At 69.0% G+C, this 12,457-nt stretch carries 11 protein-coding genes; 4 read left to right on the plus strand and 7 right to left on the minus strand.

The genetic code is table 11. The features are described 5' to 3' along the window. Position 1 precedes the first annotated feature (1 nt). The 3 genes from tsaE to V2S05_RS11070 form a co-directional block, all read right to left on the minus strand. Positions 2 to 484 (minus strand): tRNA (adenosine(37)-N6)-threonylcarbamoyltransferase complex ATPase subunit type 1 TsaE, encoded by a 483-nt coding sequence (gene tsaE / locus V2S05_RS11060; protein ID WP_413635363.1) that lies wholly within the window; start codon positions 482 to 484, stop codon positions 2 to 4. Further along, the gene (alr, locus tag V2S05_RS11065) at positions 481 to 1,584 is read right to left on the minus strand and encodes an alanine racemase (RefSeq protein ID WP_413635365.1); all 1,104 of its coding nucleotides are present in this window, start codon (positions 1,582 to 1,584) and stop codon (positions 481 to 483) included. Before alr ends, tsaE begins: the two co-directional genes overlap by 4 nt. A 139-nt stretch (positions 1,585 to 1,723) precedes the next feature. After that, positions 1,724 to 2,083 (minus strand): holo-ACP synthase, encoded by a 360-nt coding sequence (locus V2S05_RS11070; protein WP_271638443.1) that lies wholly within the window; start codon positions 2,081 to 2,083, stop codon positions 1,724 to 1,726. A gap of 265 nt (positions 2,084 to 2,348) precedes the next feature. On the opposite strand from V2S05_RS11070, the gene V2S05_RS11075 reads away from it, so the two are divergent. Next, the gene (locus tag V2S05_RS11075) at positions 2,349 to 3,185 is read left to right on the plus strand and encodes an endonuclease domain-containing protein (RefSeq protein WP_413635367.1); all 837 of its coding nucleotides are present in this window, start codon (positions 2,349 to 2,351) and stop codon (positions 3,183 to 3,185) included. Positions 3,186 to 3,436: 251 nt separating this feature from the next. On the opposite strand, the gene glmS is transcribed toward V2S05_RS11075, so the two are convergent. Beyond that, positions 3,437 to 5,284, minus strand: coding sequence for a glutamine--fructose-6-phosphate transaminase (isomerizing) (glmS, locus tag V2S05_RS11080; protein WP_413635369.1), 1,848 nt, complete (start codon positions 5,282 to 5,284; stop codon positions 3,437 to 3,439). Positions 5,285 to 5,374: 90 nt separating this feature from the next. Here glmS and V2S05_RS11085 point away from each other — a divergent pair, with 90 nt between their 5' ends. Together V2S05_RS11085 and V2S05_RS11090 are read left to right on the plus strand one after the other, a co-directional pair. After that, positions 5,375 to 6,439: a glycoside hydrolase family 6 protein gene (locus V2S05_RS11085; RefSeq protein ID WP_413635371.1), complete on the plus strand. Its 1,065-nt coding sequence runs from the start codon at positions 5,375 to 5,377 to the stop codon at positions 6,437 to 6,439. A gap of 81 nt (positions 6,440 to 6,520) precedes the next feature. After that, on the plus strand, positions 6,521 to 7,564 hold the full coding sequence (locus V2S05_RS11090) for a response regulator (protein WP_413635373.1): 1,044 nt from the start codon (positions 6,521 to 6,523) through the stop codon (positions 7,562 to 7,564). A gap of 18 nt (positions 7,565 to 7,582) precedes the next feature. Here V2S05_RS11090 and V2S05_RS11095 read toward each other — a convergent pair whose 3' ends face one another. The 3 genes from V2S05_RS11095 to V2S05_RS11105 all read right to left on the minus strand — a co-directional run bounded on the left by V2S05_RS11095 (position 7,583) and on the right by V2S05_RS11105 (position 10,636). Further along, on the minus strand, positions 7,583 to 9,061 hold the full coding sequence (locus V2S05_RS11095; RefSeq protein WP_413635374.1) for a glycosyltransferase family 2 protein: 1,479 nt from the start codon (positions 9,059 to 9,061) through the stop codon (positions 7,583 to 7,585). A gap of 128 nt (positions 9,062 to 9,189) precedes the next feature. Then, positions 9,190 to 9,903: a fructose 1,6-bisphosphatase gene (locus V2S05_RS11100; protein WP_413635375.1), complete on the minus strand. Its 714-nt coding sequence runs from the start codon at positions 9,901 to 9,903 to the stop codon at positions 9,190 to 9,192. Positions 9,904 to 10,027: 124 nt separating this feature from the next. Continuing rightward, a complete protein-coding gene (locus tag V2S05_RS11105; protein ID WP_413635377.1) occupies positions 10,028 to 10,636 on the minus strand; it encodes a hypothetical protein in 609 nt (202 codons plus the stop codon). A gap of 155 nt (positions 10,637 to 10,791) precedes the next feature. Here V2S05_RS11105 and V2S05_RS11110 point away from each other — a divergent pair, with 155 nt between their 5' ends. After that, complete coding sequence (locus V2S05_RS11110) at positions 10,792 to 12,381, plus strand: response regulator transcription factor (protein ID WP_413635378.1); 1,590 nt, start codon at positions 10,792 to 10,794, stop codon at positions 12,379 to 12,381. Positions 12,382 to 12,457 lie beyond the last annotated feature (76 nt).

Genomic DNA, 12,457 nt, shown 5'->3' on the forward strand with positions numbered 1-12,457 from the left:
GTCAGCGCTCCACGCGCGTGACCGTCACGAACCGCGGCGCGTCGGCGTCGAGGTCTTCGTCGCTCAGTTCGCCGTCGCCCCCGACGGGCCGCTCGATCTCGATGTCCCACCATGCGTCGGCCACGGCGGATGCCATCGGCCGGCCCCACTCGATCACCACGACCGACCGCGCGAAGTCGATGTCGAGGTCGTCGAGCTCGGCGGCAGACCCCAGCCGGTAGGCGTCGACGTGCACGAGCGGTGCTCCCCCGACCAGTGACGGATGGGTGCGGGCGATCACGAACGTGGGGCTCTGCACCGGTCCGCGCACGCCGAGGCCTTCAGCGAGTCCGCGGGTGAACGTCGTCTTGCCGGCGCCGAGCGGACCGGTGAGAATCAGCAGGTCGCCCGGCTGCAGCTGCTCGCCGATCCGCACGCCGAGGCTCTCCATGGCATCCGATGTGCGGATCTCGCGGCGACCGAGCAGGGTGGGATCGAGGCTCATGAGTGCCACCTCCGTGGCACCCGGTCGCCGATGCGCGTGACGATCTCGTAGTTGATCGTGCCCGCGGCATCCGCCCACTCGGTCGCACTCAGCAGACCCGCCGCCGGGTCGCCGAACAGCACCACCTCGTCGCCTTCGCGCACCGGCGCGTCGCCGACGTCGACGACGAACTGATCCATGGCGACGCGCCCCGAGACGGTGAAGCGGCGGTCGCCGATCATCACCGGACCGGCTCCGGATGCCTGCCGCGGCACCCCATCGGCATATCCGAGCGGCACGAGTGCGAGGGTCGTGTCGTTCTCGCACCGGTACGCGTAGTCGTACGAGACTCCCGTGCCCGCGGTCACGCGGCGCACCGCCGCGACCGATGCACGCAGGGTCATCGCGGGGCGCAGGCCCAGGTCGGCGGAGGTGCGGTCGGCGAACGGCGAGAGCCCGTACATCCCGATCCCGATGCGCACCGCGTCGAGCCGCGCCTCGGGGATGTCGATCGCACCGGCGGTCGCGGCGAGGTGGCGGAACTCGGGGCGGATGCCGTGGGCCTGGGCCTGCGCGACGATCTGCTCGTACCTGGCCAGCTGCGCCCGATCGTCGTCGCCGCTCGCGCCCGAGAGGTGGCTGAAGATGCTGAGCACGCGGACGCGTCCGAGCCGCTCGAGGCGTGCGGCCTCGGCGAAGACGCGGTCGAGCTCGGCCGGTGCGAGCCCGTTGCGGGAGAGCCCGGTGTCGACCTTGAGGTGGATGGATGCCGGTGGCTTCGCCGCCTCGGATGCCGCGAGCAGCTGCCGGTACGACGAGATGCCGATCTCGATCCCGGCCTCGACGGCGTCGTCGAAGCGTCGGTCGGGGGCGTGCAGCCAGGCCATCAGCGGCGCGGTGATGCCCGCCCGGCGCAGGGTGAGCGACTCTTCGATGGTGGCCGTGCCGAGCCGGGTCGCTCCGCCGGCGAGCGCCGCGGTGGCCACCTCGGCGGCGCCGTGGCCGTACCCGTTCGCCTTGACGACGCCGATCACCTGGACGCCGGTGATCGAGCGCAGCCGCGCGACGTTGTGCGCGATCGCGCTCAGGTCGATGGATGCCTCACGGAACGGAACGCTCATCTGCGCACTCCTCTGCTGCTCGCGCCTGCCCTCTCTCGCCGAGACCCCCACTTCGCGCCCACACCCCTGCCCGCGGACGTTCGCACCTGGGGGTGTCGCGAGGAAGTGGGGGTGTCGGCGGTAGAGAAGTGAGGGGAGGTCATGCGTCCGTCCCCTCGGCGATGACATAGGCGATGGCGAGGCCGGCGTCGTGCGTCATGCTCAGGTGCAGCGCGGTGATGCCGCGCTCGGCGACGACCGCCGCGGTCGACCCGCTCAGCAGGAACAGCGGCTTGCCCGAGGGCTCGGCGCCGATCTCGATCTCGGTCCAGTGCACCCCGTCGCTGCCGCCGAGCGCCTTGATGAGCGCCTCTTTCGCGGCGAACCGCGCGGCGAGCGAGTGCAGCCTGAGCCGCTGCTCGGAGTCGGTGAACAGGCGGGGCAGCAGCTTCGGCGTGCGCGCCACCGAGCGCTCGAACCGTGCGATGTCGACGAGGTCGATGCCGGTTCCGAGGATCACCCCCTCAGCCTACTCGGCGGCATCCGCGCTCATCCTGTCGCCGGCATGCCATCCATCCCCGGTCACCACCCTTCCCGCACAGATGTCGGCGTAGAACACGGATGTCGGCCGGAAAACCCTCATCCGCACCGACATCCGTCCATCGCGCCGACATCCGTGCGGTCGACACGACGCGCATTCTTCCTCCACAGGTGCCTGATTCGGCCGGCCCATCCACAATCAGCCGGAATGGGGCCCGCGCGACCCGGCATCCGAACATGCTCGAATGATGTTGGCACCCGCAGAACTTCTCGCCCGCTTCGGCGGAGTCGCGCGCGGAGTTCTGCTGCAGCAGTACGGGTGCAGCCGGCGCGTGCTCGCGGATGCTGCCGCCCGCGGCACCATCCGGCGCGTCCGCCCCGGCGTCTTCGCGCTGCCCACCACCGACCGGAAGGTCGTCACGGCGGCAGCGCACGGCGGGGAGTTGACCTGCGCGGATGCCCTCCGCGCGAACCGCGTATGGGTGCTGTCGGACCCCGACGACGTGGTGCACGTGTGGCTGGGCCGCGCCGGCCGACGGCATCCGCACGACAGGTGCGCCTGCGTGGTGCACCACTCCCCTGGCACCTCCGGCGTCGGATACGCCTCGGTCGCGACGGCGCTGATTCACGCCTACCGTTGTCTCCCGGCAGAGGAGTTCTTCGCCGCCTACGAGTCGGCCTGGAACCGCCGGCTTCTCACGGCATCCGATCGGCGTCGAATCGCCACCGAGTTGCCGCAGGCTGCCCAGTGGATGCTGCGCTTCGCCCGGTCAGATGCGCAGAGCGGGCTGGAGTCGCTGCTCCGATTCCGGCTGCACCTGCTCGGCATCCGGCTGGAGTGCCAGGTGCAGATCGGGCAGGTCGGGCGGGTGGACTTCGTGGCCGGGGGCCGCCTCATCCTCGAAGTCGACGGCCGCGAGAACCATCACAGCGCCGAGAGGCGCCACAGCGACCTCGTTCGTGACGCGGCATCATCCGCCCTCGGGTACGAGACACTGCGCTTCGACTACTCGCTCGTAGTACACCACTGGGACCAGGTCGTGCCGGCGATCATCGCCGCGATCGGCCGGATCGGCGACTGACGCCCACCTCGGCCCGAAGGTCGGCTTTCCGCGCCTCGCCCCGCGCACACATGTCGGTGAATCCTGCCGACATCCGTCCGCGCGCCTCGCCCCGCGCACATATGTCGGCAGAATGACCGGATGCCAGCAGCATCCGCCCATTTCTGCCGACATCCGTGAATCCTGCCGACATCCGCGCGGGGTGGCGGAGTGGCAGTGGCGGGGTGGCGGAGTGGCAGGGTGCGGGACGGCGGGATTCCGGCGCGCCGGGCTCACTCCACGGTGACGGACTTCGCCAGGTTGCGCGGCTGGTCGACGTCGAGGCCCTTCGCGGTGGCGAGCGCCATCGCGAAGATCTGCAGCGGCACGACCGCGAGCACGGGCTCGAACATCGCCCCGGCGAGCGGAATGCGGATGACCTCGTCGGCGAAGGGCAGCACGGCGGCATCCCCTTCTTCCGCGATGACGATCACGCGAGCGCCGCGGGCGCGGATCTCCTGGATGTTCGAGACGACCTTCGAATGCACCAGTGCCGAGTGCCGCGGCGACGGCACGATCACGAACACGGGCTGACCGGGCTCGATCAGCGCGATCGGGCCGTGCTTGAGCTCGCCGGCGGCGAAGCCCTCGGCGTGGATGTACGAGATCTCCTTGAGCTTGAGCGCGCCCTCGAGGGCGATCGGGTAGCCCACGTGGCGGCCCAGGAACAGCACCGAGCGGGTGTCCGCCATCCAGTGCGCCAGCTGCGAGACGTGCTCCTGCTCTTCGGCGAGCACCTGGGCGATCTTCTCGGGCAGCGCCTGCAGCTCGGCCACATCCTCAGCGGCAGAAGCAGAGAGGGTGCCCCGCACCCGACCCATGTGCAGGCCGAGCAGCAGCAGCGCGGTGATCTGCGCCGAGAACGCCTTCGTCGATGCGACGGCGACCTCGGGGCCGGCGTGGGTGTAGACGACGGCATCCGACTCGCGAGGAATCGTCGCGCCCTGCGTGTTGCAGACCGACAGGGTGCGCGCGCCGCGCTCGCGGGCGTACTTCACCGCCATCAGGGTGTCCATCGTCTCGCCCGACTGACTGATCGAGATGACCAGCGTCTTGTCGCCGATCACCGGGTCGCGGTAGCGGAACTCGTGCGCGAGCTCGACGTCGACGGGCACGCGCGCCCACTGCTCGATCGCGTACTTGCCGACCAGCGCCGCGTACGATGCGGTGCCGCAGGCGGTGATGATCACGCGATCGATGCCGACGAACAGCTCGTCGAGGCCGTCGAGCTCGGGGATGACGACCTGGTCGCCCTGCACGCGCCCGCGGATGGTGTTGGCGACGGCGTCGGGCTGCTCGGCGACCTCCTTGGCCATGAACGACGCCCAGCCGCCCTTCTCGGCGGCAGCGGCGTCCCACGAGACGTCGAACGGCTGCGCCTCGACGGGGTTGCCGTCGAAGTCGGTGACCTCGACCGACGAGGGGGTGATCGAGACCATCTGGTCCTGCCCGATCGCGAGCGCCTTGCGGGTGTGCTCGACGAACGCGGCGACGTCGGAGCCGAGGAAGTTCTCGCCCTCGCCGAGGCCGATCACCAGCGGAGAGTTGCGGCGAGCGCCGACGACGACGCCGGGCTGGTCCTGGTGCATGGCGAGCAGCGTGAACGCGCCCTCGAGGCGGTTGACGACGGCGCGGAAGGCGGATGCCAGATCGCCGGCTGCCCGGTACTCGCGCCCCAGCAGAGCCGCGGCGACCTCGGTGTCTGTCTCGCTGCGGAAGGTGACGCCCTCGGCGATGAGTTCGTCGCGCAGGGCGCTGAAGTTCTCGATGATGCCGTTGTGGATGACGGCGAGCTTGTCGTCGTCAGCGAGGTGCGGGTGGGCGTTCACATCGGTCGGGCCGCCGTGGGTCGCCCAGCGGGTGTGCCCGATGCCGGTGGTGCCGTCGTTGAGGGGATGCTCGGCGAGCGAGTCGCGCAGCACGGCGAGCTTGCCGGCCTTTTTGCGCATGCCCAGGTCGCCCTGCTCGTCGATGACGGCGATGCCGGCAGAGTCGTAGCCGCGGTACTCGAGACGGGCGAGGCCCGCGAGAAGGATGTCCTGGCTGGGCCGCGGGCCCACGTATCCGACGATTCCACACATAAAGGCCAGGATAAGCGGCGGGATTTGCGAGGATGCCGTACGAAAGCCGCACGCCGACCCCGGGGCGAGGGCGTCGATAAGCTGAGCATCATGACACGCCGCTCCGAGCGCACCCGCGACACGGCGGGATCGGAGCGCGGCACGCCGGGCATCCGTCCTCCGCGACGGCGACCCCGCCGCCTCCTGCTGGTTCTGCTGATCGCGACGGTGATCGCGCTCATCGTCGGTCTCGTGGTGGCGGTGAGTACGGTGCAGCGATGGGTTTTCTCGGCGACGGCCGCTTCTCCCGGTGTGGGGACGGTGGTGCTCGCGCCCCCGCTGTCGAAAGCGCGTCTTGCGCTCGACGGCTCTGGGATGGATGCCGAGCAGCGCGACGCCACGCAGTATCTCGCCGAGCAGCCGACGGCGTACTGGCTCACGCCCGAACAGGATCCGCTCGGGCGCGCCGGGCGCACCGTGTCGGCGCTGACCTCTGCTGCGCGCGACCAGGACGTCTCGCTCGCTCTCGTCATCTACGGTCTGCCTGGCCGCGACTGCGGCAACCACTCGGCGGGCGGTCTGAGCGAGGGAGAGTACCGCCGATGGATCGACGAGATCTCCACCGCGCTGGCGGCCGCACCTGACGTGCAGAAGATCGTCGTGCTCGAGCCCGACAGCCTCGCGCTTGCTCCACAGTGCGACAACATCGACCAGCGCGTCACGCAGCTGCGTGACGCGGTCGGGCGCCTGCAGGTCGCCCGCACCTGGATCTACCTCGACGGCGGTCACAGCTCGTGGCTGAACCCATCGGAGATGGCGGGCCTGATCGCCCGCGTCGACGTGGCCGGGAAGGTGCGCGGGTTCGCCACGAACGTGTCGAATTATCAGTCGACCTACGACGAATTCGCCTACGCCCGCTCCGTAGCGGCAGAACTCGACGGCATGCATGCGATCGTCGACACCTCCCGCAACGGCGCGGCGAGCGCGGGGTCGGAGTGGTGCAATCCCCCGGGCCAGCGCGTCGGGGATGCGGGCGGCACGTACGGCGACGAGGTGATCGACACCAATCTGTGGATCAAGCCGCCGGGCGAGAGCGACGGCCCGTGTCAGGGCGGCCCGAACGCAGGCGTGTGGTGGCCGCAGGCTGCCGAGGAGCTGACCAGGGATGCCAGGTGACACGGGTAGCCTTCGAGCGCGTGCGCGCTAGCATGAATTCCAATATGCCGGTTCCCCCTCCCTGGAATGTGAGAGTGCTGCATGCTGGATGACGGCCTTACTCCGAAGACAGCGGTGATCGTCGAAGACGATCCCGACGTGCGACACCTGCTCGCCGAGGTGCTCGAGGCGGCCGGCTTCTCGACCGTCTCGGTCGGAAATGGAATCGACGGCGTGCGCGCCGTGCTCACCTATCAGCCACTGATCACGACGCTCGATGTCAACATGCCCGGCATCGACGGCATCGAGGCCGCTCGACGCATCCGCGCGCAGAGCGACACCTACATCATCATGCTCACCGCACTCGGCGAAGAGGCAGACGTGGTGATGGGCCTCGGAGCGGGCGCGGACGAGTACCTGCACAAGCCGTTCCGTCCGCGCGAGCTGCGAGCCCGCATCGAGGCGATGCTGCGTCGACCGCGACAGGCGCCGGCCGTCTCCCCGCGCCAGGAGCAGTCCGGGCGCTCATTCCCCTCCCGCGGTGGCGAGCAGGGCTTCGCGCCCACGGGCGCGAGCGCCCACGGGCAGCGGGAGGGCCAGACCGGCTCTCCCGCCGCGTCTCGCGCAGGGTGGCCGGGTGCATCACCGCAGCAGTCGGCGCCGACGACGGCGACGCCGCACGAAGACGTGGTGCTGCACTACGACGAGAACGGCCGGTTCACATCGGTCACCGATTCGGCGCACCCGGCCCCTCCGGCGCAGCCGGGTAGCGCGGTCGTGCCGCACGTGCTGCATGCCGAGCTCGAAGAGGGCACCTGGGTCGCGCATCGCGACCTGCGCCTCAACGCCGACACCCGCACCGTGCTCATCCAGCACAAGAACGTCGAGCTCACCCGCACCGAATTCGATCTGCTCTGTGCCCTGATGGAGTCGAAGCGGCGGGTGCGCAGCAAGGCCGACCTGACGCTGGTGCTGCGCGGCGAGTCGTACGTGACGAGCTACTTCGTGGGCGAGGCCGACAAGCGTGCGATCGAGGCGCACATGACCAACCTGCGCCGCAAGCTCGGCGACAACCCCGTGCAGCCTCGATACATCGAGACGGTGCGCGGAGTCGGCTACCGGCTCACGACCGAAGTGACCAGCTGACCACTCCGGCCAGTCCGCTCAGACCTTGTACCCCTGGTAACGGCGCAGCAGCTTGAACACCATCAGCACGGTCTGCGTGACCGTGACGACGCCGAGCACCGGCCAGCCGATCCAGAGGATGGCCGACTGAATCGCCGGGGTGAGCAGATTCCACGCCACCGCGAGACCGATGAGAACGACGATCAGCAGCACGAGCGGCATCCAGTGCGCGCTGCCGCTGCCGCGCTCGGCCTGAGCTTGCATGGCCCAGTTGTCGACCTTCTTCCGTGAGAGGAACCGCGACCACGAGCGCACGAAGTGACTGAGCCTGATCCACATGAAGATCTCGGCTGGGAACACCAGTGCGGCGAACAGGATGTCGCGCGAGTCGCGGTCTTTCATCGTCATCGCGATGCGCACGTTCAGCAGCACCGCTGCCAGTGGCGGCAGCAGCCACCACGGCGAGAAGACGAACGCGCCGATCGAGAGCGACGCCGCGAGCAGGGTGACGAAGCCGATGCGAACAAGCAGGTTGGTGAGCATGCCGAAGTTCTCGAACCACCGCAGGCGCAGGTTGGGGTGGAATGGCTGACCCTTCGTGTCGCCGCGCTGGCCTGGCCACATCAGCTCGATGGCGCCGAAGGTCCACTTCACCTGCTGGGCGTCGTAGGCGCGGATGGTGGTCATGCCACCGACATCCGCTCGCGCATACGGGCTGATCTTGGTGAGGTAGCCGGCGCTCTTGATCTGCAGCGACAGCAGCGAGTCCTCGACCTCACTGTCGCGCACCCACGGCGTGCGCTGGTGGTTGGCCTTCATGACGTCGCGGAGGGCCGTGGTCGAGAAGATCGAGAACTGCCCGCCCAGCACGGCCATGTTGCGCCCGCGCAGCAGGTTCTGCAGGTTGAACGCGGCGAACTGGGTGCGCTGACCGGTGATGAGGAACTTCGCGATGACGCCTTTGATGGGGGCGGTGTCGATCGAGTAGATGGCCGAGATGCCGCCGATGCGCGAGTCGGAGACAGCCTCGGTCTCGAGGTACTCCACCGCCCGTTCCTCGCCGATGGTGTCGCCGTCGACGCCGAGCAGGTAGTCGTACCCCTCGACCAGCGAGTAGCCGTAGTTGAGGGCGCCGACCTTCTTGTCGGGGTTCTTGCCGATGTCGTGCACGAACACTTCGGTGAATTGCTCGCCGAGGTCGGTCGTGATCTCGTGCGGGCCGGCGAACTGCGAGGCGATCTTCACCGTTTTGTCGGTGCTGTTGTTCACCACGACGTGGATCACGTCGGGCACGCGCGTCTGCGCGAGCAGAGAGGTGAGCACCCCCGCGATCGAGTCCTCTTCGTTGTACGCCGGAATGATGCATCCGATCGTCGAACGGTGTCCGGACGCGCTCTCCAGCACGTCATCGAAGTCGTCGGCGAAGCCCGGTGCGTGCTCGACCGGCGTCAGCTCGGCGCTGTGGCCAACTGCGCTGCGGTCGAAGTCCTGCGGCGAGTGCACATACTCGGTCGTCACAACGGGCCCCCTCGGTCTGCGGTGCGCTGGATACGCTATCCGACAGAACGATCCTGGTCGATCAATCGCGGGAATCGCGCCAGGCGGGCATCGATTTTGCTCAAGATCGGCTGAAGGATCTGCTGTGGTCAGTTCTCGACCGGATGGATGCGGATGGGCAGCACCTGATACACCGTCTGCTGCTGGAAGCTGGCATCATCGTTCGCGGCCCCCTCGACGGCGATCGTGAGCGCGAACTGCAGCGTGATGCCCTGAGTATCGGGGGGCAGCTGATGGATCGTCGTCTCGGGCACGAGCAGACCGCCCTGGAAGCTGTTCAGCAGCAGGCCGCGGTCGGAGCGCAGCGTGTCGGTGGGTACGAGCGTTCGCGGGTCGGCGGTGAACTGGAACGGGGACGACGTCTGGTTCGATGCCTGCGCGGTCTGCGAGGTGATGGCGATCTGCGACAGGTACACCCGGCGCTTCTGCGTGAGCACCGCCTTCTCGTCGACCCGGTGGTCGTACACGTTGACGGCGAAGCCGAGGCTCTTCTCGCCGTCGGGATGCCATTGCATCGTGCGCTTCGGCTCATACGCCCACACGTCGAGGCGCACCTCGAGCCCGTCGGCCACGTCGCTCGACAGCGAGACAGACCCGTCGCGGGTGAACTGCGATTCGAAGCCGCTGCCGTCGTCGAGGTCGTCGTTCACCGTGGCCTGCGGGGTGGGCAGCACCGCCTCGACCTTCTGCGCCCCATTGAGCGTGTCGATGAGCTGGCTGCAGCCCGTGAGCCCGGCGATCGCGGCGATCGCAGCGATCGCGGCCGCAGCGCGCATCGTGGCGCGGGTCGGTCGGTAAGTCATGAAACGCCCTCCTGGGCTGCTGCCGGAAGGCACGCCCGTCGGTACGTTAGCCGTGCCGCAGAGCCGTTTCGGGCGGCTTCGGATGCCGTTGCGCTGATCTTGCGTTGATCTTGAGGTTCGTCGCTCAGTCGTCGGATTCGGGCTGCGCGATGGCGACCGTGAGCGTGTCGGTCGCGGTCTGCTTGGCGTATTCGGCCGACGTGGGTGTGGTCTGCACGAGGAAGTCGAACGTGATCTGCAGCGACACTGAGGTGGCCTTCTGATCGACCGGTCCGACGTTGAAGGTCTGCGAGTAGCTGTACGGCGCGAGCACAAGGTAGCCCGGCGCGACGGTCGCCGCGTCGGCCTGCGGTTCGAGCGGAGCGAGAGCGCGGTCACCTGCGGCGCCGACCGCCGTCACGGTGGCCTTCTGCAGATACACCTTCTGTCCGTCGTCGGGCGTGACGTTGGTGACCAGCGAGATGCTGAGCGGTTTCACCGCTCCCGCCGTCCACCGGTCCATCGACAGGGTCGACCAGTAGTCGACCTTCGCCGTGACCGCGCCGGCGACCAGTTCGCGCTGCGTGCTGCCCGACGAGAGGTCGTTCGGCACGGGCGGGGCGACGGTGGCGGATGCCGAGGGCGTCGCCTCCGCGTCACCGACCGTCCACGGCGCCGGACCGCATCCTGTCAGGACGAGAGCACCGACGACGCCCAGCGTGGCGATGACGCCCCGTACCCCGCTCTTGCGCATCTGTTCCCCTCGTCAGCACTGAGACAACGCTCATCGACCCGCTGCTCGACAGGTCACTCTAATCCTATGGCTCCCCCGCGCTCCGCCACCGCCCGGCTCGCACGAGGGGCAATCACCTCCGATAGCGTGAGGGCGTGATGAAAGGGGAACCGGACATGACTGCGCACGAAAGACGAGACCTTGCGGCAGAAGCACCCTCGACGACGCCTGATCTCGACGTCCGGTATCCGGGCATCCCGGACACCGACGAGGCGACCTGGGAGGCCGACTCCCTCGCACCTGACGACGTCTCGGCTGCACTGCGCGACCTGCGCGACCGAGGGCCCCGAGACCGCATCGCCGCATGCTTCGAAGAGCACTACATCGAGGCGTGGTTCACGCTGCCGCCCGCAGAGCTGAAGACGGTGCTCGATGCAGCGCCCGATGAGCACGCGCAGGCGCATCCGGTCTTCGCGTACATCAGGGCGCTGCTGCGGGGTGAGAGCGTGCCGCTGCTCGGTGACGCGCGTGAGGGCGGGTTGAAGGCGTCCGACCCCGTGGTGCACACCACGATGCTCGCGATGGCGGTGCTCGAGGCGCGCCTGCACGGCGAGCTGCGCACCGCCATCGAGCTGTCGGATCAGATCGCGCTGGAGGCGCCGGGTAACGCACTGCTCGACGGCTCGCGTGGCAACGCCTCCTTCCTGTTCACGCAGGCCGGCATCACTCGCATGCTGGCCGGTGATTTCGCCGCCGCGCTCGGCGCGTTCGAGCGCGTCAAATGGACGAGCCCGCCGAGCGCGCTGCGATTCTTCGTGCGCGATGCACACGCGAAGGCAGCGCTGATCCACGCGCTGGTCGGCGACCCTGATCTGGCGCGGCGAGAGCTCGCTGAGGCCGAGAGCATCGCCCGCACCGCCAGCTGGGCCGAGCCGCTCGTCGACACCACGGTCCGGTTGGCTCAGGTCGCGCTCGACGGCGCGCACCGTCCGGAGGCGCCGGCCGAGCTCGCCGCGCTCCCACGCCAGAGCATCGGCGAGATGTGGCCGTTCTTCGTGATGGCGCTCGGTACCGCCGTGTGTGCCGGCGCGCCCGGAGCGACGGAGCTGCTCGACGCGCTCGAGTCGTCGAATCTTCCCGGTGCGAGCAAGGGCGAGGGCCTGACCGGCAGCGTGTTCGCGCTGGTGCGCGCCGCACACGCGGCGCACGCAGGACACATCTCCGCCGCGCGGACCGCGCTTGCCGCCGCCGACCATGAGATGGTGCTGGTGCGTCTGGCGAATGCCGGTCTCGCTCTCGACGGCGGCTCCCCGGCACGGGCAGGCGCGCTCGCCGTGCAGACCGGGGACGGCACCGTCGGTCTGCGCCAGCTGGAGCTGTGGCGCCTGTCCGTCTTGCTGCTCGTCCATCGCGCGAAGGGTGAAGACGCCGCCGCCGTCGCTGTGCGAGACCAGGCGTTGCGCCTCGCCGACAAGCTGGGGACGGTGACGACGACGGTGGTCGGCCATGCCGTGCGCACGCAGATCGATGCCCTGCTTCGCGGCGAGGAGGCAGTTATGACAGAGAGCGTCGCCCTTGTGCTGACGCCGCGAGAGCTCGAGGTGCTCGAGCATCTGGCCGCGGGGATCAGCCGCCGAGAAATCGCCGAGAAGCTCTTCGTCTCGGAGAACACGGTCAAGACGCAGGTGTCGAGCCTGTACCGCAAGCTCGACGCGAGCAGTCGGACCGAGCTGCTGGCCCTAGCCCACACGCGCGGCCTCATCTGAGCTCGAGTCGGCCGGCCGGCCGTATGTGACCGCAGCCGCTCGGCCGCCGACAGCCGAATCGGCCCCGGTCTGCATT

This window comes from Microbacterium sp. OR16, assembly GCF_047306725.1.
GTDB lineage: Bacteria > Actinomycetota > Actinomycetes > Actinomycetales > Microbacteriaceae > Microbacterium.